At 41.8% G+C, this 23,204-nt stretch carries 23 protein-coding genes; 21 read left to right on the plus strand and 2 right to left on the minus strand.

Translation table 11 applies throughout. The annotated features are described in order from the left end of the window. Positions 1–24: 24 nt before the first annotated feature. A complete protein-coding gene (locus JBW_RS04160; RefSeq protein ID WP_007957571.1) occupies positions 25–819 on the plus strand; it encodes a PTS mannose/fructose/sorbose transporter subunit IIC in 795 nt (264 codons plus the stop codon). A gap of 15 nt (positions 820–834) precedes the next feature. Next, a complete protein-coding gene (gene manZ, locus JBW_RS04165) occupies positions 835–1,650 on the plus strand; it encodes a PTS mannose transporter subunit IID (RefSeq protein WP_007957568.1) in 816 nt (271 codons plus the stop codon). 64 nt (positions 1,651–1,714) lie between these two features. On the opposite strand, the gene JBW_RS04170 is transcribed toward manZ, so the two are convergent. Together JBW_RS04170 and JBW_RS04175 are read right to left on the minus strand one after the other, a co-directional pair. After that, positions 1,715–1,963: a small, acid-soluble spore protein, alpha/beta type gene (locus tag JBW_RS04170; RefSeq protein ID WP_007957567.1), complete on the minus strand. Its 249-nt coding sequence runs from the start codon at positions 1,961–1,963 to the stop codon at positions 1,715–1,717. 145 nt (positions 1,964–2,108) lie between these two features. Beyond that, entirely contained in the window at positions 2,109–2,786 is a 678-nt protein-coding gene (locus JBW_RS04175) for an N-acetylmuramoyl-L-alanine amidase family protein (protein WP_007957565.1), read from the minus strand. A 117-nt stretch (positions 2,787–2,903) separates the two neighbouring features. Between JBW_RS04175 and JBW_RS04180 the strand changes: the two genes are divergently transcribed. The 19 genes from JBW_RS04180 to JBW_RS04270 all read left to right on the plus strand — a co-directional run bounded on the left by JBW_RS04180 (position 2,904) and on the right by JBW_RS04270 (position 23,195). Beyond that, the gene (locus JBW_RS04180) at positions 2,904–4,337 is read left to right on the plus strand and encodes a PIG-L deacetylase family protein (protein WP_007957564.1); all 1,434 of its coding nucleotides are present in this window, start codon (positions 2,904–2,906) and stop codon (positions 4,335–4,337) included. Between the two features lie 137 nt (positions 4,338–4,474). Continuing rightward, on the plus strand, positions 4,475–5,830 hold the full coding sequence (locus JBW_RS04185) for a D-serine ammonia-lyase (RefSeq protein WP_007957563.1): 1,356 nt from the start codon (positions 4,475–4,477) through the stop codon (positions 5,828–5,830). 74 nt (positions 5,831–5,904) lie between these two features. Beyond that, entirely contained in the window at positions 5,905–6,663 is a 759-nt protein-coding gene (locus JBW_RS04190) for a transposase (RefSeq protein WP_007957562.1), read from the plus strand. A 36-nt stretch (positions 6,664–6,699) separates the two neighbouring features. Next, the gene (locus JBW_RS04195) at positions 6,700–8,415 is read left to right on the plus strand and encodes a PucR family transcriptional regulator (RefSeq protein ID WP_235334133.1); all 1,716 of its coding nucleotides are present in this window, start codon (positions 6,700–6,702) and stop codon (positions 8,413–8,415) included. A gap of 203 nt (positions 8,416–8,618) precedes the next feature. Continuing rightward, positions 8,619–10,538, plus strand: a complete 1,920-nt coding sequence (locus JBW_RS04200; RefSeq protein WP_007957557.1) for an OPT family oligopeptide transporter — start codon at positions 8,619–8,621, stop codon at positions 10,536–10,538. Positions 10,539–10,586: 48 nt separating this feature from the next. Next, positions 10,587–10,919, plus strand: coding sequence for a PqqD family protein (locus tag JBW_RS04205; RefSeq protein ID WP_007957555.1), 333 nt, complete (start codon positions 10,587–10,589; stop codon positions 10,917–10,919). Positions 10,920–10,937: 18 nt separating this feature from the next. Next, positions 10,938–11,303, plus strand: coding sequence for a hypothetical protein (locus JBW_RS04210; protein ID WP_007957553.1), 366 nt, complete (start codon positions 10,938–10,940; stop codon positions 11,301–11,303). Between the two features lie 23 nt (positions 11,304–11,326). Continuing rightward, on the plus strand, positions 11,327–12,289 hold the full coding sequence (locus JBW_RS04215) for an aminopeptidase (RefSeq protein ID WP_007957551.1): 963 nt from the start codon (positions 11,327–11,329) through the stop codon (positions 12,287–12,289). Between the two features lie 72 nt (positions 12,290–12,361). Next, on the plus strand, positions 12,362–12,724 hold the full coding sequence (locus JBW_RS04220; RefSeq protein ID WP_007957549.1) for a hypothetical protein: 363 nt from the start codon (positions 12,362–12,364) through the stop codon (positions 12,722–12,724). A gap of 183 nt (positions 12,725–12,907) precedes the next feature. Further along, a complete protein-coding gene (locus JBW_RS04225; protein ID WP_007957547.1) occupies positions 12,908–13,249 on the plus strand; it encodes an MGMT family protein in 342 nt (113 codons plus the stop codon). Positions 13,250–13,344: 95 nt separating this feature from the next. Continuing rightward, positions 13,345–14,334: a phosphate acetyltransferase gene (gene pta / locus JBW_RS04230; protein ID WP_007957545.1), complete on the plus strand. Its 990-nt coding sequence runs from the start codon at positions 13,345–13,347 to the stop codon at positions 14,332–14,334. Positions 14,335–14,627: 293 nt separating this feature from the next. Further along, entirely contained in the window at positions 14,628–14,768 is a 141-nt protein-coding gene (gene scfA / locus JBW_RS23935) for a six-cysteine ranthipeptide SCIFF (protein WP_017531201.1), read from the plus strand. Positions 14,769–14,970: 202 nt separating this feature from the next. After that, on the plus strand, positions 14,971–16,326 hold the full coding sequence (gene scfB, locus JBW_RS04240) for a thioether cross-link-forming SCIFF peptide maturase (protein WP_007957543.1): 1,356 nt from the start codon (positions 14,971–14,973) through the stop codon (positions 16,324–16,326). Positions 16,327–16,342: 16 nt separating this feature from the next. After that, a complete protein-coding gene (gene hypF, locus JBW_RS04245) occupies positions 16,343–18,601 on the plus strand; it encodes a carbamoyltransferase HypF (protein ID WP_007957542.1) in 2,259 nt (752 codons plus the stop codon). A gap of 4 nt (positions 18,602–18,605) precedes the next feature. Beyond that, on the plus strand, positions 18,606–18,836 hold the full coding sequence (locus tag JBW_RS04250; RefSeq protein WP_007930390.1) for a HypC/HybG/HupF family hydrogenase formation chaperone: 231 nt from the start codon (positions 18,606–18,608) through the stop codon (positions 18,834–18,836). Beyond that, positions 18,817–19,917: a hydrogenase formation protein HypD gene (hypD, locus tag JBW_RS04255; RefSeq protein WP_007957540.1), complete on the plus strand. Its 1,101-nt coding sequence runs from the start codon at positions 18,817–18,819 to the stop codon at positions 19,915–19,917. Before JBW_RS04250 ends, hypD begins: the two co-directional genes overlap by 20 nt. Further along, positions 19,914–20,924 carry a hydrogenase expression/formation protein HypE gene (gene hypE, locus JBW_RS04260; protein WP_007957538.1) on the plus strand — a complete coding sequence of 337 codons (1,011 nt, stop codon included), beginning with the start codon at positions 19,914–19,916 and terminating at the stop codon, positions 20,922–20,924. The genes hypD and hypE overlap by 4 nt, the downstream gene beginning before the upstream one ends. A gap of 14 nt (positions 20,925–20,938) precedes the next feature. Next, the gene (gene rpoN, locus JBW_RS04265) at positions 20,939–22,336 is read left to right on the plus strand and encodes an RNA polymerase factor sigma-54 (protein WP_007957536.1); all 1,398 of its coding nucleotides are present in this window, start codon (positions 20,939–20,941) and stop codon (positions 22,334–22,336) included. Between the two features lie 202 nt (positions 22,337–22,538). Beyond that, the gene (locus JBW_RS04270) at positions 22,539–23,195 is read left to right on the plus strand and encodes an MgtC/SapB family protein (RefSeq protein WP_007957534.1); all 657 of its coding nucleotides are present in this window, start codon (positions 22,539–22,541) and stop codon (positions 23,193–23,195) included. Positions 23,196–23,204 lie beyond the last annotated feature (9 nt).

Below are 23,204 nucleotides of genomic sequence, written 5' to 3' on the forward strand. Positions count from 1 at the left end.
ATATGTTATATGGAGGGAAATATAATGGAACTTAGTGTTTTACAGCTTATTGCCATTTTTATTGTATCGTGTATAGCAGGTATGGAAGGTATGGCAGAAGAGTTTCAGATGCATAGACCACTTCTTGCCTGTACGTTGATCGGTTTTATCTTAGGAGACTTAACAACAGGTATTATTATTGGTGGAACATTAGAGATGATTGCATTGGGATGGATGAACATTGGGGCCGCAGTAGCACCTGATTCGGCTTTGGCTGCGGTGATTTCGACTATTTTGGTTATAGCTGGACATCAAAGTATTGGAGCAGGCATTGCGATTGCAATACCCCTTGCTGCAGCCGGCCAAGTTTTGGGTATTTTATGTAGAACCCTGACTGTATTTTTCCAGCATAAAGCGGATGACTATGCAGAAGAAGGCAATCTTAGAGGAATCGATCTTTGTCATTTTGGGGCTATGGGAATACAAGCGCTCCGCGTAGCCATTCCGTCTATTCTTGTTGCTATGTATGTAGGAACTGGCGCTATGCAGGCCATGCTTAATGCAATTCCTCCTGTTATTACAGGGGGATTACAGGTAGCTGGTGGATTTATCGTAGTTGTTGGGTATGCCATGGTTATTAACATGATGAAAGCCCCTTATCTCATGCCTATTTTCTTTTTAGGTTTCGTATTTGCAGCATTTACAAACTTTAATCTGGTTGCTTTCGGCGTGATTGGTCTGGTAATCGCTGCCGTTTATATCCAATTGAATCCCAAATATAACCAGAATCAAGCCTTTGCAGCGGTTGCTGGCACAGTAAGTGATGATGAACTTGACTAGAGGGGGAATTTTATAATGCAAAAGATTACATCAAAAGATTTTTTCTGGGTATTTCTACGGTCTAATTTTCATGCAGGTTCCTTTAATTTTGAAAGAATGCACGCTCTTGGTTTCTGTTTTCAAATGGTGCCGATTATTAAGCGGCTTTATGAAGGAGAAGAACGAAAAAAGGCTATGAAACGCCATCTTGAATTTTTTAATACACATCCATACGCAGGTGCTCCCATTGTTGGAATTACAGCTTCTATGGAAGAGCAACGCGCGAATGGCCAGGATATTTCTGACAGCGTTATCAACGGTATCAAAGTTGGCATGATGGGACCGCTTGCCGGTGTTGGTGATCCAATCTTCTGGGGGACGCTTAGACCTCTCACAGCTGCTTTAGGTGCATCATTGGCGCTTAGCGGCAGTATCGGTGGACCACTTTTGTTTTTCCTTTTTTATAATGTAGTTCGGATAGTTGTTAGATGGTATGGTCTTAAATATGGTTATGCTAAAGGTACGGATATTGTAAAAGATCTAGCGGGTAATAAACTGCAAAAACTTACAGAAGGTGCTGCCATATTAGGATTATTTGTTATGGGCGCGCTCGTAAATAAATGGACATCAGTGAATATACCGGTTGTTGTATCTCAGGTTACCATGCAGAATGGAAAAATAGCAACAACGACCATTCAAACTATCCTGGATCAGTTAATGCCAGGTCTTATTCCGCTTTTATTAACGTTTGTTTGCATGCATCTTTTAAAGAAGAACGTGAATGCAATTTGGATTATTTTTGGTCTCTTTGCAATAGGTATAGTTGGATTTTGGTTGGGGATTTTAAAGTAATATAGAGATAGTAAATCTAATTATGAAAAAAGCCATCCAGCTTGGATGGTCTTTTTTGATTGACTTATTGTTTATGGTTGGTTGCTTCGGCAGCTTCTGCAGCTGCGTTTTCTGCCATTTGTTCTTCAGCCATTTCAATCATCATTTTAACTTTTTGACCACCGATTCGACCACCAATTTTACCAACTTGACTAGTTGTTAATTCTCTATTGTGACCTTGATCTAGTGGTATGCCCAATTCCTCTGCTACTTCATGTTTATTAGGAAGTGTTGCATTCAGTTCCTGCATCGTATCAATTTTACCTTTGACCATAGTAATCACGCTCCCGTTTTATAGATAGTTAATCTGATTAAAGTCTATTTAGTTCTGGATGGTCTATCAATGATAGTATATCTATTCATTGCCTTAGTAATACGTTAGTTTGATTCAACGGTCGTTATTTCTCATTGTGATGCTGCTAATAATAGTTATAAATACCTTTTGCAATTGCTTCTGCTAATTTTCGTTGATATTCCGGTGATTGTAAGAGGGAGCGTTCTTCTAGATTCGTAATATAGCCAACTTCAATCAGCGCGGCAGGAATTTTGTTGCGGCGCAGCACAAAGTAATTGCCAGGATTGGCGGTTGGAGCGGATTTTATGACTTTACTGAGCTCATTTTGTATAGCATTTGCTAATGACTTACTGGGTTCTGATTTAGCATAATAAAAAACCTCTGGGCCTTGCCTTTTGGTATTAGAAGCAGCATTCGCGTGAAGACTAATAAATAAATCGGCATCCGATTCTTCGACCATTTCTACACGAGCAGCCAAGTCGCGATGGTAGCGTCCTTTGACTTTTTCGTTGTCGCATTCAGGACTAAGCTCAATATCCGCTTGACGGGAGAGTACTACTTTTGCGCCATACTGATGAAGAACATTTTTTAGCTCTAACGCTATGGGGAGGTTAATGTCTTTTTCAAGAACACCTGAACGATTTGCACCAGTGTCAATGCCACCGTGGCCTGCATCCACGACAATGACTTTGCCCGATAGTTTATGAGCCCTATCATCGTGTGCATACAGTGTGCCGATTACCAGTAGCGTAAATAACAAACATAAGATAATTTGTCTTTTGGCAATATAGAGAGTTCTCACATCGCAACCACCTCTTACAGCTACATATATGCAAAAAAAGGTTTTATCAGTAGATTTATTAGCCTGGATGATTTTGGAACTTTATTCTTTTTAAATAAAATGTTGGAAAGGATCATTATGCGCTCACGGATTATTTTCAAGATATTATTTGTCACAGCAGGGGTGGCTCTAGCTCTGTATTGCCTTAGTTCTATTTATTTCTATTATCAAGAAAAGCCTGAAGCAGATATGCAGCTTCCATCCCTGCCTATTGTACAAAAAGAGACTCGCTTATTAGTGATTGCTCCCCATTGTGATGATGAAGCACTTGGCTGCGGGGGGATGATTCATGATGTGATACAAGCAGGCGGACAAGTCTTAGTCGTTGTTATGACTAATGGTGATGGGTTTACGATTGCTACAGAAGAAGAATTTCATCGCTTGTTTCTCACGCGTGCAGACTATGTGAATTCAGGATATACGCGTCAAAAAGAAACAATACAAGCCCTACAGCTGTTAGGTTTACCAGAAAAACAGATCCTTTTTCTCGGCTATCCCGATCGAGGTCTTGACCACCTATGGAAGGATAATTGGAATAAGGATCAACCATATCAATCCCGCTATACTGGCAGTGATCATTCACCTTACAACAATAGCTATCAGAAAAATGCTCCTTATGCTGGGCAAGCCGTACTGGACAATTTGGAACAAATCATGCTTACGTTTAAGCCCAATGTTATAGCAGCACCACATCCTGCAGATGAGCACCCTGATCATGCTGCTGGGTGGGCTTTTGCTGCTGCGTCCATTGCAAAACTTAGCAGCAGTGGGAGGATATCAGGGGTACATTTGTACACCTATTTAGTCCATCGCCGCGATTTTCCTATACCACATGGGTATAAGACGGATGCGCTGCTATTACCGCCCAGACCTCTGTATCAGGCTCAGCATAGTAAATGGCTAACCTATCCAATTGATTCTGACACTGAAGTTATAAAAGAGCAATCGATTAAAAAATATGTAAGCCAGACGAAAGTTCCCATTATGTCAAGTTTGCTGCACAGTTTCATACGCAAGAATGAATTGTTTGCAGATCCCAATATTCCTTATGTTGCACAAAAACCATCTAAGTCAGATCTAGCAAGTCTTAACGCTTGGTCAAATCAAGACCCCATTTTAGTGAATACGCGGGGGACAAGCATAATTGGTGCCTTAGAGTATAAAGGCAAGATATCCATCATTGACAGTTATGTACAAGGTAAGACAATTTGGCTGCATTTTCATATTCCCGGGTTTATAGGCAGGCAAAATCAATATAAGGTGTCTATTGTGGCCTTTGGTCTACAGAATAATAAAACAATTCGGGAGAAGGATACAGTCTATTTTAGCGAGAGTGATACCAATTTATATACTGATGCGGTCATTCGATATCAAGACGATGTGATTATTAAGATCCCTTTAACCCAGATTCAGGTACCCAAGTTTTTCTTCATTCAGGTTGTGACAAAAAACAAGCATAGAGTTATGATTGACCAAACTGTTTGGCAGCCCGTCTTTCTTAGTAAATTTTAATCTTCTCTTTGGGATAGGCACAGGTGCATTGTCCCCCAAATTTAAAGGTGATATACTATAATTATGGTAAAAAATAGAAAGAAATGAACAGTCATTTTTCAAAGTGAGATAAAGGATATGTTTTGGGGGGATGTAGAGTGAAAAATAGTATCCAAGGAAAAAGCATTGATGAATGGAAGTGCGAACATCCACTGTTGGAGCAGATTATCAGGACTCGTGAAGTGTTTTGGACAAACCCTCAGTATGTAAGTTGTAGTGACAGAATCATAACCCCAATTTTAGGCGAAGTTGATATCCAAGATGCAGAAAAAAGACTTCTTAGATTTGCTCCATATATTGCAAAGATATTCCCAAAAACTCGCGAAACAAAGGGGATCATTGAATCGCCTCTTGTGAATATTGATAAAATGAAAAAAGAGCTTATGGCGTTATATAATCAAGAGATTAGTGGCTCCTTATATCTTAAGTGCGATAGTCATCTGCCCATTTCAGGGTCGGTTAAAGCACGAGGCGGTATTTATGAAGTATTGAAAATTGCTGAGGATATAGCAATTGAAAAAAAGATAGTAGTTGAAACAGATGACTATACGATTCTTGCTAGTGAAAAATGTAGAGAGCTATTTTCCAGATATTCAATTGTTGTAGGATCGACAGGAAATTTAGGTCTTAGTATTGGTATTATGGGTGCTGTATTAGGGTTTAAAGTAGTTGTTCACATGTCATCAGATGCCAAACAGTGGAAGAAGGATTTGCTCAGAGAAAAAGGTGTTACTGTGGTGGAATATGATTCAGATTATGGTCAAGCCGTTGAGGCAGGTAGAATCCAAGCACAACAGGAAGAAAATAGTTACTTTATTGATGATGAAAACTCTCAGAATCTATTTTTAGGTTATGCGGTTGCAGGCAAAAGGCTTAAACAACAGCTGGAGCACTTGCAGATTCTTGTTGACCAAGACCATCCATTGTTCGTCTATCTTCCTTGCGGCGTTGGGGGTGCACCTGGCGGTATTACTTTTGGCTTAAAGACCGTATTTCATGATCATGTTCATTGCTTTTTTGCAGAACCAACTCACTCTCCTGCCATGCTGCTGGGGCTTATGACGGGGTTGCATGACAAAGTATCGGCTCAAGAATTTGGAATTGACAATGTGACTGATGCAGATGGTCTTGCTGTTGGCAGACCGTCGGGATTTGTGGGGAAGACTCTTGAAAAGGATATTAGCGGTGTCTTTACCATACAAGATCAAGAATTGTATCGACTGCTCAAAAGACTGGCGGATTCCGAAGGAATCTATCTTGAGCCATCTGCATTAGCTGGTTTTGTTGGCCCCGTTAAATTATTTGCAGAATCTAAAGGCAAGCAATATTTAGAACAAAGCAATCTTATATCTAAAATGAAAAATGCCACCCATATTGTCTGGGCCACTGGGGGGAGTATGGTTCCTAAAGAAATGATGAGTCATTTTTATAATAAAGATAAAACTGGGGAATAACCTTGCTTGGGACGAGGGGACAGGTTCGTTGTCCCAGAAAAATAAAGGTGCTATACTGTAGTTGAGGTGATATCATGCCAAGGCAGGCTCGTGAGAGAAGCAGAAGTGGAATCTATCATTTAATATTAAGAGGAATTAACAAACAAACTATATTTGAAAATGATGAAGATCGACAGAAGTTTATTGAAACGTTGGGGTATTACAAAATGGTTAGTAACTATATGTTGTATGGTTATTGCCTGATGGACAACCACATTCATTTATTGATACGAGAAAATGAAGAATCCATATCTCAAGTAATAAAACGAATCAGCAGCAGCTATGTATATTGGTATAATCAAAAATATGAAAGATGTGGACATTTGTTTCAGGAGCGTTTTAAAAGTGAAGTAATAGAAACGGATGCATATTTTCTTATGGCATTGAGATATATTCATCAAAATCCGATAAAAGCAGGAATTGTTAAAGACATAAGAAAATACTTGTGGAGCAGCTATCATGAATATACTGGTACTCCTAGTATCATCAATATTGATTTTGCATTAGATATGTTTTCAGAGGATCGAAAAAAAGCGGCAGCATTATTTAAAGACCACACTAAGGAGAAGAATTCGGATGCATGCTTAGACTATGAGGAACGGCTGTGTGTATCGGATAAAGAGGTCGTAGAGTATATGAAAGAATTAGGCATTGTTACAATTAGTGAATTGCAAAGACTGAAAAGAGAACAGCGAGATGATGTGATAAGAAAGATGAAAGAGCGCAAAGGTGTCACGATAAGGCAACTGGCAAGGGTAACTGGGATCTCAAAGAGTGTGATTGATAGGACGTAGTGGGACAGGGAACCTGTCCCCTTGTCCCGGGACAATATGGAATTGACGGAGATGATGTGTGTGGCTGTCCAGGTAGCTGATTTGTTAAAATTGCCAACCTTCAGGCTATCCCATACCTTAGCGGGTGTGCGGGGACTTATCCGGGAAGTGGAATATATTGATGTACTGGAACATCCTGATATTGATGTGCTTATCAAACCACGAGTCTTATATCTTACCAGTGGGTTTGCATTTCATGAAAATGAGCAGCTGCAGGAAACCTTGATTGCTCATATGGAAGATATCGGAGCGGCCGGACTTGTTGTTGAGCCTGGCCGCTATCTGACCCTATTATCTTCTCAAATGATTGAAGAGGCTAATCGCCTGCAATTTCCTATTGTAGAATTGCCTCAGGGGGCTGTGTTTGCCAATATTATTAGAGAAGGCCTGGAACAGATTTTCTTGCAGCAGAGCGCGATCTTAAGACGTTCTCAAGAAATCCAAAGGCAGCTTACTCAAGTAGCATTTTCCGGTGCTAATTTGCAGAAAATTTCACAAACCATTGCAAATTTGATGGGCAATACCATCATTGTAGCGGATCAAAATTTTTCATTGCTTTCTTTTGCTTTTTGGGAAAAGGAGCATAAGAATCACAAACGAAAGGCGTATGTGGGAAGAACGTTGGATCAATATTTGTATAATCTGGAACGAACAGGCTTTATTGATAAAATACGTAAGACTAAGAAAGCGGACCGTGTGGAAGTCTTATTCAGTAAACAAGGCGAGCAGGCTTGGGTGGTGGTACCAGTTTTAGTCAACGATGAAATCCTTGGATACATCGCCGTATTGGAGGATTACCATCGAATGCGAGAAGAAGACTGGGGGGCATTGGTACAGGCTGCTACTGTAACCGGAATGGCCATTTATAAACAGGTAGTGGAGGAAGAGGTTGCCCGCCGTCAGCGCAATGATTTTTTATTTCATGTACTGGAAGGGCAGCTGCCCCTAGGTCAGGAAGTAGTAGAACAGGCGAAATCGTTACAGATCTCTTTACATACGACGTGGAGCATAATCCAGATTGAATTGGTTAATTTAGAGGAATATCGTCGGAGGCATTTTGCCGACAGTGTTCAAGAAGAGGCAGCTAGCAGACAGCGGGATCTGGCGATACTAATCGATCAATTAACAGCGAAACAAAAGGATTTAATAGTAGCTTGCAAGCAGGAGTGGATCACGGTTCTTTGCCCAATGACGGTCAATAGCCACGCTCGGGAGCAGGCTATGCAGCGGGTAGAGGTAATCAAGCAGGAATTACAGCGATTTGCTCCGGAGCTTGAAATTGCGGTAGGAGTGAGCCGGGTTTGCGAAGACTACAGGCAGCTGCCTTTGGCTTATCGTGAGGCCAAGGAGACTCTGGAGATCGGACGAAATTTAGATCCACTGGCAAGGGTATATTGCTTTTGGGATTTAGGGGTGTATCAAATTCTTACAAAGCTAAAGGATATGCCAGAGTTGAAGGAATACTATGAGGCGATTTTAGGCAGGTTTGATCAATTGGATACCTTGACACGGAGTGAATTTGTAAAAACGTTGGAGGCATATTTCATTGCCAATGGAAACATTTTCAAAGCCGCTCAACTCTTATATCTTCATCGCAACAGTATGACGTATCGATTGAAGAGGATTCAGGATTTATTGGGAGTGGATTTGGACGATTCGGAAGTTCGCTTTAATTTGCAATTGGCACTCAAGATACGGAAGGTTTTTCCTTAAAAATAAAATACTGATTCATTTTAATTAGAATTAGTATAAAACCAAAGTATGTATAATGAGCACGCTAAAGATATAGTACGTTGTAACTTTGTAACAAGTGTACTATGTTTTTCTTTGTGCCATAGTGACAATGACATATATTCCCTCTAAGAAGTATGATTATTCTGCCAGTATTGTAATACTAATTTAAGGGGGGATAGTCGATGAGTAGTGAAGAACGAAGGTTAGATTATCTGAATGTGTCAGGGAAGGAGTATGTTCCTTACGTACCAGCAGACAAAGTCATTCCGGAGTTTACAGCAACAGCAATCATTATCGGTTTTATTTTAGCAATTGTGTTCGGTATGGCGAATGCGTATTTAGGTTTAAAGGCTGGGATGACCGTAAGCGCTACCATTCCGGCAGCAGTTATTTCTATGGGGATCTTGAAAGGAATATTAAAAAGAGGAACGATTTTGGAGAACACGGTAGCCCAGTCTATTGCTTCCTCGGGTGAAGCTGTGGCTGCAGGTATGATCTTTACAGTGCCGGCCCTGTTCCTATGGGGATACGCACCTGATATGATGACAATGACATTGATGGCATTACTTGGTGGTTCTCTTGGCGTGTTACTCATGATTCCGTTACGTCGTTATTTGATTGTGGATGAACATCATAATCTTCCATATCCAGAAGGTACGGCCTGTGCAGAAGTGCTGGTTGTAGGTGACCAAGGAGGTACTGGTGCGAAAACAGTATTTGCTGGAATTGGTATAGGTGCAGGGTATAAATTTCTAATGGGGGCCATGGGTATTTGGAATGAAAACCCTGAGTGGCCGATTCCGGGTCTCAAAGGCGCGGCTATCGGATTTGATGTTCTGCCAGCTTTGCTGGGCGTAGGCTTTATTATCGGACCCCGGGCGGCTTTTACTATGTTTGCTGGCAGCTTTCTTAGCTGGATGGTCCTTATGCCGCTGATTGCTTATTTCGGCGGCGGCTTAACAGCACCGGTATTTCCAGCAACTACACCCATTTCCCAAATGGATCATTGGGATCTATGGAGTAAGTACATTCGCTATATTGGTGCAGGCGGCGTAGCTGTAGGCGGTCTGTTTAGCCTGATTAAGTCTTTACCTACCATTTTTAGTTCTTTTAAGGCTTCTCTTGGGGGGCTGACAAAAGGCGGCGGTTCTGCTGACGAAAATCTTAGAACGCAAAAAGATATGCCGATGTCCATTATTCTAATTGGTGCAGTCGTTATCTTTCTTGCATGTGCCTTCCTGCCTCAGCTTCATATGGGCGTGATCGGAGGGATTATGGTGGTATTGTTTGGTTTTTTCTTCACCACTGTGTCTTCCCGTATCGTAGGTCTAATCGGTTCTTCCAGTAATCCGGTTTCTGGAATGACTATTGGTACTTTGATAATAGTAAGTGTTTTGCTAAAAGCAATGGGTTTCACTGGTATTGAAGGTATGCTGGCAGCTCTTAGCATTGGCGCTCTAGTTTGTATCTCCATTGCAATGGCGGGAGATACTTCTCAGGATTTAAAAACAGCCTTTTTAGTTGGTGCCACTCCTTATCGCCAGCAATATGCTCTCTTAATTGGTGTTGTTGCATCAGCTGCTGTTATTGGTTGGACGCTGACAATGTTAAATAGTGCTTATGGTTTTGGCACGAAAGAATTGGCCGCACCACAGGCTACATTGATGTCACTGGTTGTTAAGGGTGTTATTGATGGTTCTTTGCCTTGGGCGTTAGTTGGTATCGGTGCTTCTGTGGCAGTTGTTGCTGAATTGTTGGGAATTTCTGTGTTGGCTTTTGCAGTAGGTATGTATCTGCCAATCCACCTAAATGCAGCGATTGCTACTGGTGGTCTGCTTAGCTTAATTATGACGAAGGTAATAAAAAATGCAGATCAATTAAAAAGACGTACAGAAGAAGGTATATTACTCGCTTCTGGTTTAATCGCAGGTGACTCATTAATGGGCGTTGTTCTGGCACTTTTGGTTTACCAAGGGGTTGATCTTTCTATGGATATGAAGTGGGGCGGTATGCTTAATGAAGTATCTATGGGGATTTTTGTAATATTGGCAATTGCCTTCCTGCGGCATTGTCTGACTTATAAGTTGGATAAAGAAAATTAGAAAAATTGTATTTCTGGGAAACGAAAAAAATCTTGAAGGAAATTGTTTATGAAACAGCGAAATAATTTATTGTTGAAACGCCCCATCGGTCGCCCCCATGTGGCGGCTGAAATGGGTAATGAATCACGTTTGGTTGTTCACCATAATCATTGGATTAGTAAACTTTGCACCCGCTTTTTTCGGACACCGGCACAAACCTATTTTAATCTTGATTCCTATGGCTCCTTTGTCTGGTTTCACTGTAATGGTGAGTACACCGTGGGTGATATTGCCAGATTAATGAGTGAAGAGTTTGGTACGGAAGCAGAACCTGTCATGGAGCGGCTGATTGTTTTTTTAAGAATTCTAATTGGCAGAAAACTAATTAGCCTGCAGGATTAGCAAAGGAGGGGGATTGTTTTGCCTATCGAAGGTTTTATAATGGGAACGTTAGGGTTTGCTGCAATGGGAGCTATTTTGTATGTCTGGGGGTATCGAAAGTCCCGCAGCACTCCCCGCCGTTTACATGCTCAGATGGGGCAGGCAATTGAAGCTAGAATTCAGGCCCTCCTTGCCAGCCAGATTCATGGTGCGACGTTGAAAGAAATTGCTAAATCGATTGGTGATCTTAGTGTGGGGGGACAATTGCAAGGCTACAAGCTGCAAGTGGAAGATGCCCGGGCCGCTACTGATGCGGTGCTGCGCCAGATGATTAGCCGTGGGCTGGTTGTTAAACACGACCAGGGAAAAACGCCCAAGTATCTTTTGACAACAATAGAACGATAACTTGACATGAGGATGATGAGATTATGACAAAGCATTTGGAAAAAAGTGCAGAAATTGCAATCCGCCAATGTATGGCGGTTAAAAAGGGAGAAACCGTTCTTGTGGTTACTGACGAGCCAACCCGCAATGTTGGGAGAGCATTATGGGAAAAGGCTGTGGAAGCTGGAGCGGAGGCTCTATATGTTGAAATGCTGCCACGTAAAAATGACGGTGTAGAGCCACCACCCGCTATTGCTGTGGCAATGTTACATGCTGATGTCATTTTAGGTGCCACCTCTTGCTCTTTCTCCCATACTAAAGCTCGGAAAGATGCTAGTCAAAAGGGGGCGCGGATTGCTACTCTGCCTGGCATTACAGAAGATATCATGCAGCGTACGTTAAGTGCTGATTATCAGCATATTGCAGAGCTAAGCCAACAGTTTGCCAAGCTGCTTAGCGATGGCAAAGCAGTACATATTTCTACATTGGCTGGTACTGACTTGACTTTATCCATCGCAGGCAGACAAGGCCATGCAGATACAGGCATCAATCATGCAGCAGGTGATTTTAGCAATCTGCCAGCAGGTGAAGCCTATGTCGCGCCTGTTGAGGAAACGGCAGAAGGCATCATCATTATTGATGGCGCCATGGCAGGTATTGGTGTCCTGGAATCACCCATTAAACTTACTGTAGAAAAAGGCTATGTAACTAAAGTAGAAGGCGGCAGAGAGACTGAAAAGCTGGAAGCTATGTTGAACGAGTATGGTAAATTGGCTTGTAATATTGCGGAATTGGGCATTGGTACCAATGATCAGGCGATCCTGTCTGGGCGAGTTCTTGAAGATGAAAAGGTTATGGGAACTGTTCATATTGCTTTGGGCAATAATTTCGGATTTGGCGGTACATGTCAGGTGCCGATGCATTTGGATGGCATCCTGCTGAGTCCTACCCTGACGATTGATGGCCAGCTAGTCATTAAGGATGGCAAGCATTTGATTACGGCATAATTGCTGTTAGTTATGTAGTATTTGGAAAGAAAATTGAAAAAGAGTCATCTGTGATCGAACAGAACCCCTTGTATGATACATTTTAGAAAAATGTATCATACAAGGGGTATTTTTATAAGACTTTTGATGAAAGGGTTTGTGTTTTTTGTAGATGTTATAAAGAATAAAAACGGAAAATTAGCAGGTGAGAGCAAAACGTCAACAGAAAAAATCCATTTTTCAATTCAGGAAATCATAGGCTTTGTAAATAAAATTGCACCAACTTTAGAAGAATTAGCAAGAGTCATTGATTATAATCAAAATGTATTTATGCAGGCGTCGAATAAATCAAAAGAAGAAGAAATGTCGATTGGAAAAATTCATTCCGCACTAGAAGCAATTAAAGACATGGGTGGTGAGCTCAATAAAGACATGAAGGCAATGGCGTATAAATAAAGCCTAATTTGTAGCAAAATTAGTAGATCCCTAAGAAATAATGATTGAAAATAAAGCTACAGGCATAAAGCGCTTGATCACCCTATTGTGACCGCTTGGAAGTGTTTTATTTTATTAGGATGATGGCAAACGGATCATTTGAAGATATAATAAAACTACTATTAGAATACGAAGGTGATTTTTATGGGATTTAACAGTAAAGTTTATGAAATCGTCAGTCATATCCCGGAAGGAAAAGTAGTTTCTTATGGTCAAGTTGCCTCTATGGCGGGAAATTGCCGGGCATCTCGCGCGGTGGGCTATGCAATGCACCGCAATCCTTATCATGGGGCATTACCTTGCCATAGAGTCGTTTTTCAAAATGGCAGTCTTACGGATGGTTTTGCCTTTGGCGGCAAAGATGTGCAGCGTCAGTTGCTTGAAGCAGAGGGAATTACATTTACCAAAGAGGGATGCGTGGATATGGAAAAATACCGATGGGACGGAAAATGTAGTATAAAGCATTCTAGTGTCGAAAAAGTATGATATAATAAAATTAGGTTGTAACTCCATTTGCGTCAAGTAGTTTTTTTATGCTTTCGAATCAAAGTGATAATTGAGAAACGAGGAGAGGGTTAGTGATGAGTTTTATTGATGAGATGAAGCAAAAAGCAAAACTCAGTAAAAAGAAAATCGTTTTACCGGAAGGGACTGACCTACGAGTTTTGACCGCCGCCAGCGTTGCAGCGGCAGAGGGACTTGCTGAAATTATTTTGCTAGGAAGTAAAGAAGAGATCTTGAAAGCCGCTGGGAATATTGATTTATCTCAGGTTACCATTATTGATGTGGAAGCGGCAGAAAAACGCGAAGAATATGCCCAAGGTTTTTATGAATTAAGAAAGTCCAAAGGACTTACAATAGAAGAGGCAAGGGAGACGCTGAAAGACCCCGTTTATTTTGGCAACATGATGATTAAACATAATGATGCAGACGGATTGGTTTCGGGAGCCATTCATTCTACGGCAGACACATTAAGACCTGCCCTGCAAATTATTAAGACCGCACCGGGTACCAGCTTAGTTTCATCTTTTTTTATTATGGTAATACCTGATTGTGAATATGGAGAGGATGGAGTATTCTTATTCTCGGATTGTGGTTTAAATGAAAACCCGAATGCAGAACAGCTTTCTGAAATTGCAATTTCATCGGCTCACACCATGCAGAACCTGCTTGGCGTTACCCCTATTGTCGCCATGCTTTCCTATTCAACCTATGGCAGTGCCAATAGTGTCCTCACCCAAAAGGTGGTACAAGCAACTGCCTTAGCAAAACAAAAGGCACCTACTTTGCTTATTGATGGGGAAATGCAGGTAGATGCAGCATTGGTTGCCAGTACGGCTAAGTTAAAAGCGCCAAATAGTACTGTAGCAGGCAAGGCCAATGTGCTGATATTCCCGGATCTCAATGCAGGAAATATTGGCTATAAACTTGTGGAGCGGCTTGCAAAAGCCCAAGCTTATGGACCTGTTACCCAGGGACTTGCCAAACCGATTAATGACTTATCAAGAGGCTGCAAGGCAGAAGACATTATTGGAGTCATTGCCATGACAGCCGTCCAAGCACAGGCATAGTAGTAAGTAGAGATTGCTTCGTGCCTCGTAATGACAAGAGGACCCCAAGCGTGCTAGAAAATAAGGAAGAATGATTAACCGCAGAGGCGCAGAGTACGCTGAGGGGGAGGTTTAACCTTATTTATATTTTCTCTGTGTTCTCTGCGCCTCTGCGGTTAAAAATGGGTGTATTAGCGTTTTTTTAGGAATTCTGATATCGATAAGGCAATTTTTAATAGCTATTGCTTAGTGTTGCAAAAACGTATAAAATAGGTAAAGCAAGAAATAAAAATATGGGCAAGGAGGGATTTATCATGGCAAAGCATATTATTACTGTTAATAAAGCTTCTTTACAGGAAACTGTACATACTGGTGGCTGTGGAGAGTGCCAGACTTCCTGCCAATCGGCCTGCAAGACATCATGCACCGTTGGCAATCAGGTCTGCCAAAAGTAGACCGTCAAGACAGCCCTCTGTCCCAATGGGCAGAGGGCTTGATTTTAAAATTGAATGAACCACAAAGGCGCAATGCCGCTAGCGCGGCACACAAAGGAAAGACGACAGAATGGTATTTCTTTGTGTCCTTTGTGCCTTTGTGGTTCAACTTTTTTCCTGACTTAACAAATAAAATAATTTGGCTTAAAGGTGAATAACAAAAATGAGTATACATAAGTTTTATTTAAATGGTCTATATATTATATTAGATATTAACAGTGGAGCTGTCCACGTTGTAGATAAAATGGTTTATGACATGATGGATGTTTTTGATGGCAGTAATGATGAAGCGGTATTGGCAGAATTCTCTACTCATTACGCGGTTGAAGAAATAAGGGAAGTTTTATCAGAACTGCATCAATTAATGGATGAGAATAAATTATTTTCCAAGATGGTAGATGTACCGCTGCATTTTAGTCAGAAGGCCTTAGTGAAGTCGGTGTGTTTACATGTAGCTCATGACTGTAATTTACGCTGTAACTATTGTTTTGCTGGGACAGGAGATTTTGGACATACCCGTGGTTTGATGAGTAAGGAAGTAGCTGAAAGAGCGGTAGAGTTCATTATTGAAAACAGTGGACCGCGCATTAATAGCGAGATTGACTTTTTTGGCGGTGAACCTCTTATGAATATGAGTACAGTGCGTCATGCAGTATCTTATATTCGTCGTCGTGAAAAAGAGACTGGTAAGAAGTTTAAACTGACGTTGACGACCAATGGCGTGCTTTTAAATGAAGAGATCAACCAGTATCTGAATGATAATAATATTAGCCTGGTACTTAGCTTAGATGGACGGCGCGAAGTGCACGACAATATGCGTCCCTTTGTAAATGGTGCCGGCAGTTATGATATGATTTTGAAAAATGTAACTAAAACCATTGAGTCTCGCAACGGTCAGAATTATTATCTGAGAGGCACTTTTACTGCTCATAATTTAGATTTTGCTGCGGATGTATTAGATATCGCTGATAAAGGATTCACCCAATTATCCGTGGAGCCTGTTGTAGCCCAGGACTGTGATTATGCTCTTACGAAAGAGCATCTTCCTCAATTGTTCGCTCAATATGATCTATTGGCACGAGCATATCTAGAGCGTAAACGTAAGGGGCAGGGTTTTGAGTTTTTTCATTTTAATTTAGACCTTGATAATGGTCCTTGCGTCGCAAAGCGTTTAAGTGGCTGTGGCGCTGGGCATGAGTATTTTGCTGTAACGCCTGAAGGTGATTTATACCCTTGTCATCAGTTTGTCGGACGGGAAGAATTTCTACTGGGTAATGTGTTTGAGGGTGTAAAAAACACTACCTTACCAGACCAGTTTCGTCAGAGCCATGTTTTAAATAAAAGCGAATGTCGTGACTGTTGGGCACGGTTTTATTGCAGCGGCGGCTGTCATGCAAATGCAGACTTATTTAACAAGGATATTAATATTCCCTATAAAATTGGCTGTGAATTGCAAAAGAAACGACTGGAATGTGCCTTAATGATTCAGGCAATATTAAGATTGGAAAGCGGAAAATAGTAGAGGGGACAATACTATGCAGCGTCTTGCCATACACATAAGAGGTATTGTACAAGGGGTGGGATTCCGCCCCTTTGTTTATAATCTAGCACATCGTTATCACGTAACGGGTTGGGTGCTGAATAACTCCCAGGGGGTCGAAATTGAGGCAGAAGGGGATTCTCCAGCAGTTTTGCGCTTTCTTGAGGAACTAAGCATTTCTGCGCCTCCTCTTGCAGTAGTGGAGGAAGTGATTGTCAATCCAGTCAGTCTGCTTGGAGATACGGAATTTATAATCAGGTACAGTAGGGAAGAGACGCAAAAGAAAGCATGGGTTTCTCCCGATGTCGCTACTTGTTCTGATTGCTTAAGGGAAATGACAGACCCTGAGAACAGGCGGTATCGTTATGGGTTTATCAATTGTACAAACTGTGGTCCACGTTATAGCATTATTAAAGATGTTCCTTATGATCGCGCTGCTACCACGATGAATACGTTTCCTATGTGCCCTAGCTGCCAAGCTGAATATGATAACCCCGGTGACAGGCGGTTTCATGCCCAGCCTAATGCTTGTCCGGAATGTGGCCCTGCCTTTCGCCTTCTTACGAGGGAGGGAACACCGATTGCTTGTGATGTCTTCAGGGAAACCAGACAGCTGATTGCAGCAGGAAATATTGTGGCAATAAAAGGTATTGGCGGCTATCACTTAGCTTGTGATGCTCGCCAGGAACAAGCCGTCAGTCAATTGCGAACTCGTAAAATCAGAGAAGATAAGCCCTTTGCCCTTATGTGTGGTAGTATAGAGAGAATCAGACAATTATGTGACGTGTCAAAGGAAGAAGAAATTCTGCTTACCAGTGCCTCGCGCCCCATTGTGTTATTAGCGAAAAAGACTGGTTCTGATTTAGCACAGAGTGTTGCGCCAGACACAGATTTTCTGGGCGTGATGCTGCCTTATGCTCCGGTCCATTGGCTGCTGCTGGCAGACCAGGATGTATGGGTAATGACCAGCGGTAATATAAGTGACGAGCCAATTGTATATAAAGATCAAGAAGCCCTCCAATTATTAGGACGGATTGCAGATTATTTTCTGGTGCATAATCGGGAAATTTTTCAGCAAAGTGATGATTCTGTGGTACGAATAGTGGGGAGCAGGCGACAAATACTGCGGCGTAGTCGAGGATTTGCTCCTAAACCAATAAAAATTTCCCAGGAAATACCGTCTATTTTGGCGGTTGGTGGCGAAGCTAAAAATACCTTTTGCCTAGTGCGCGGGTCTTTTGCCTTTATGAGTAGTCACATGGGAGATTTAGAGAATATGGCAACCTATGAGGCATATCTTGCTGCTATTGAACATTATAAACAACTATTTTCCATTGAACCTGCTCTAGTCGCTTATGATTGGCATCCTGAATATTTAGCCTCAAAATATGCCTTATCTTTGCCTATTTCCCATCTAGGGGTGCAGCATCATCATGCCCATATTGCGTCTGTACTAGCAGAGCATGATATTTGCGAAAAGGTGATTGGTGTGGCTTTTGACGGTACTGGCTATGGATGCGATGGAACTTTGTGGGGGGGAGAATTCTTAGTAGCTGATAGCACAGATTTTGTTCGTCTTGGTCATTGCAAATATTTACCTTTGCCTGGTGGTGCAAAAGCCATTAAAGAACCATGGCGCATAGCGGCCTGGGTGTTATATAATCTATATGGAAAAGAGTTTGCTGCTTTTGATATCAAACTGTGTCATAATTTGTCTCCAGGCTGGGAGTTGATGGTACAGGCCGCTGCAAAGGGAATTAATGCTCCGCTGACTTCGAGTGCAGGCCGCTTATTTGATATTGCTGCAGGAATATTAGGCATTTGTCATACCATCCACTATGAAGGGCAAGGAGCCATTGCGTTAGAAAGAGCTGGGCACAAGCAATATGGAGATGTATTGCCCTATGAAATTTCTCAGACAAGTCCCTATATTTTAGATTTTATGCTTACCTTTGCTGCCCTGACAGAAGCGCTTCGTAAAGGAAGTTCAGTTGATTTTTTAGCAGCTTGTTTTCATGCAACCATAGCAGATGCGGTTGTCACTATGGTTAAGAAAATACAAGAAGATACAGGTATACGAAAGGTCGCACTCAGTGGCGGCGTGTGGCAAAATACGACTATTTTAAAAAAAGTATTCGGAATCTTGCAACAAGAGGGTATGAGTGTGTATACGAATGAGCTTGTTCCGCCTAATGATGGGGGTCTTGCTTTCGGGCAGGCAGCTGTGGCTGGAGCATGTATGAGAAAGAGGTGATCCTATGTGTTTAGCTGTACCAGGAAAAATTCTAGCGAGGCAGGATATGTTGGCTACGATTGAAGTAGGGGGTGTGACGCGAAATGTGAGTGTTATGCTTTTGCCCGAGGCTCAGGTAGGAGATTTTGTATTAATGCATGCAGGATTTGCGGTTCAGGTTATTGATGAGGAAGAAGCAAAAAAAACCTTGGCCCTATTCAAGGAGTTGGAACAATATGCTGAGCATGACAAATGAAGAAGTAAAAAAAGCTGCTGCTTTTTTTACTAGGGAAATTGAAAAATTAGCCAGTGGGAGATCTCTTCGTTTAATGGAAGTATGCGGTACTCATACCGTGTCGATTTTTAAGTCTGGTATTCGTCAGCTGCTGCCGGAAAATGTAGAACTGGTTAGCGGTCCAGGATGCCCTGTGTGTGTGACTCCAAATGAATATTTAGACACTGCGATTGCTTATAGCAGAAAATCTGATGTTATGATTACGACATTTGGGGATATGCTAAAAGTACCTGGTTCTTCTTCTACATTAGCTAAAGAAAAAGCGCAAGGATCTGATATCCGTATTGTGTATTCCTCTTTGGAGGCGTTGGAAATTGCTGCAAAGAATCCAGGTAAAAAGGTGATTTTCTTGGCAGTTGGCTTTGAAACAACGGCTCCCACTGCAGCTGCAGCAATTTTAATGGCGGATGAGGCACATCTAACTAATTTTTATGTTTTGTCAGCTCATAAATTAGTGCCGCCTGCTCTTAGGGCTCTGCTGGCATCAGGTAAAAGTCATGTCGATGGTTTCTTACTGCCTGGTCATGTCAGTGCTATCATTGGGCTGCAGCCATATGATTTTTTAAGCAAGGAATATCATATTCCAGGGGTTGTAGCGGGTTTTGAACCATTAGATATTTTGCAAGCGGTGTACATGCTCATGCTGCAAATTCACGATCAGACAGCAAGGCTGGAGAATCAGTACAGTCGCATTGTACCCAAAGAAGGCAATCCTTCTGCCTGTACTATTTTGTCGCAGGTATATCAGCAAACGGATGCTGTGTGGCGGGGACTTGGCAAAATTCCTAATTCAGGGATGTCCATTCGAGAAAAATACCAGGCATTTGATGCTCTTTTGAACATACCTATAATAGTAGAGGAGACAAAAGAAGCCAGCCAGTGTCAGTGCGGAAAAGTACTGCGCGGACTACTCCAGCCTTCGGCCTGTCTTTTGTTTGGAAAAGCTTGTAGACCTGAACATCCCATTGGATCATGTATGGTGTCTGTAGAAGGTACTTGTGCAGCATGGTATAAGTACGGAGCAGGGAGGTGGCAGGTGTGAGTAATGAACGTGTTCAGCTAGCCCATGGCAGCGGCGGGAAGTTAAGTCATGATTTAATAAAAGATGTAATGTGGCCTGCTTTTGCCAATGAGATCTTAGGAGAAATGAATGATGGGGCTCAGCTTCATATCAGCGGATGCCGATTGGCTTTTTCTACGGACTCTTATGTAGTAAAACCTTTGTTTTTTCCTGGTGGAGATATTGGCAAGCTGGCAGTATGCGGCACAGTAAATGACGTAGCGATGAATGGTGCTCTTCCCTTGTATTTAAGCGCTGGTTTTGTACTGGAAGAAGGTTTTCCTATCGCTGATCTACAGCGTATTGTTGCCTCCATGCAGCAAGCTGCCAAGGAAGCTGGCGTGTATATTGTAACCGGAGATACGAAGGTCGTGGAAAAAGGAGCGGTGGATGGTATTTATATCAATACTGCTGGTATTGGCAAGATCATGGATGGTATTCACATCTCAGGTAAAAACGCTTTGCCTGGACAGAATATTATTTTAAGCGGCTATCTAGGTGAGCATTCCTTAGCGGTAATGGGAGAACGACATGGATTGCAGTTTCCGCAAAGTGTACGCAGTGACTGTGCGCCACTCAATGGCTTAGTAGAGAAGATGCTGACGGCAGTACCTAAGGTAGCTGTGTTGCGAGATCCAACCCGAGGCGGTCTTGCAACAACTCTAAATGAGATTGCTTTGCAATCGGGGGTCGGTATTATGCTGGAGGAAACTCATATTCCTATATCATCAGCTGTTCAGGCTGCATGCGATATTTTAGGCTTTGATCCGCTGTATTTGGCGAATGAAGGAAAAATGATTGTTTTTGTGGAACCCGAGTCGACAAATCAAGTATTGGATATTATGCAGCAGCATGTTTACGGGAGTGAGGCGCGAGTGATTGGCACCGTTGTGAAGGAACCGCGTGGACAGGTTGGCTTACGTACCAGGATTGGCGGTGTTCGATTACTGGATATGCTGGTAGGTGATCAATTGCCGCGCATATGTTGAATAAGCTATAGGAGGTGATTCCTATCAACCTAGGTTATGGTCTTAAATTAGAATTGAACCAAAAGTTAATGATGACACCTGAACTACGGCAGGCAATCGCCATTTTGCAGCTTTCTGCTTTGGAATTGTCAGATATGATCGAACAAGAAATTATGGAGAATCCTGTATTAGAGATAGCGGAAAAAGAGGTTGATGATCCTGAAGCAGATCCTGTAAATGAAAATCCAAAAGAACAACTGGATGATTACTTGAACTGGGATGATTACTTTAATCAAGGAATTGATAAGAAGTCCGAGTATATGGTAGTTGATGATGAAAAAACTACTGTAGAAAAGTTCGTCAAGAACAATGTTTCTTTGCATGAACATTTGGAATTCCAATTGCATTTGGCGGTACGAGATGAGGCTGCCAAACGAATAGGGCATTATCTGATTGGCTGCATTGATGAAAATGGTTATTTATGCGGTACGTTGTCAGAAGCTGCGGATACCTTAGGCACAAGCGAAGATCGGGTTTTAGAAGTTCTTAACCTGATCCAGACATTTGATCCTATGGGTGTAGGAGCACGGGACTTAAAAGAATGTTTATTGCTGCAGTGTCAGCAAAAAGGCACTTATACTACACTGGTGGAAGATATTATTTGTCATTATTTGCCCGAGGTGGCAGCGGGTAAGTATAAAGCAATTGCAGAAAAACTAAACTGTAGCCCTCAGGAAATACAACAAGCGGTAGATGTGATTCGTACTTTTGATCCCAAACCAGGCCGCGCATTTGGTAATGACCAGTGCAGTTATATCGTGGCGGATATGACTGTGGAAAGAGTAAATGGCAAGTATGTGATTACTGTAAATGACACGAGTGTTCCTAAATTGACTATTAATCCTTATTATCGCCGTGTGGCGGTTGATGCTGATAGTGAGTCCAAGAAGTTTATTGAAGGCCGTTTAAACTCTGCCGTTTGGCTGATTAAGAGTATTGAACAGCGCCGTCGCACTTTATATAATGTGATGGAAGCAATTATTGAGCTGCAGCAGGACTTTTTTGATAAAGGAGCAAAATTCTTACGCCCTTTGGTCATGAAAAAAGTAGCTGAAAAGATAGAAGTTCATGAATCTACCGTAAGTCGTGCAATTGCTAATAAATATGTTGATACGCCTCATGGGCTCGTCAGCTTGCGTAGCTTTTTTTCGACAGCTGTACAAAGCAGTGATGGTGGTCAGGATGTATCGGCAACAAAAGTGAAGCAAAAGATTAAAGAATTAATTAATACAGAAGATTCTTCTGATCCTTTTAGTGATCAAGCATTATCAGAGATTCTCTGTCAACATGGAATGAAAATTTCTAGGCGGACTGTAGCTAAATATCGGGAGGAACAGAATATCCCCTCATCAGCAAAACGTAAGCGGTATTGAAAAATAAGAGGCGTAACTTGTAGTTACGTCTCTTATTATTTCTCTGTGCTCTTTGCGCCTCTGCGGTTCATTTATTTTCTTGCCTGATTATTAAATAGGCAATGATTGTGTGTAGTGAGAAAAGAATGTATACTATACGTTAGATATTGTGATTTATATGAGGCTATTTTGCACCTTTGATGCACACAAGGGGGGTTAGGATATGTTAATCGAGTGGGAGATGGCGATTCGACTATTACTGGCCAGTTTTTTGGGCGGTTTTATTGGCTATGAACGGGAATCACATCATAAAGCGGCAGGGCTCAGGACGCATATTTTGGTGTCCATTGGTTCTTGTTTAATCATGATCTTGTCAATTAAAATCTATGCATCGGTACAGGGCTATACAAATGCCGATCCTACCCGGCTGGCAGCCCAGGTAGTCAGTGGTATTGGTTTTCTAGGTGCAGGCAGTATTATGAAAGAAGGCTCTACAGTTAGAGGATTGACAACGGCAGCCAGCTTATGGGTGGTATCCGGTGTGGGCTTGGCTGTAGGCAGCGGATATTACATGGGGGCTTTCATGACGACGGGCTTTGTGTTTCTGACATTAAGCATTTTATCTCGCATTGAAAAAAAAGATCATCATTCCCTTGTGGAGTTAGCGATTACAACCATTGACACACCTGGGCAAATCGGAAAAATTGCTTCCATACTGGGTGTATATGGCATCCAAATTCGAAATGTAGAAGTTCGGGAGCAAAAAGAATTGCTTAAAATAGTCTTTACGGTATATATTCCTAAGCAAGTAGAAACGAATCAATTGACAGTTGGTCTTTTAAATATTTCTGGGATTACCAATGTAGCATTTGATGCATAATGATACGGT

The sequence above is a fragment of the Pelosinus fermentans JBW45 genome (assembly GCF_000271665.2).
Classification (GTDB): Bacteria; Bacillota; Negativicutes; order DSM-13327; family DSM-13327; genus Pelosinus; species Pelosinus baikalensis.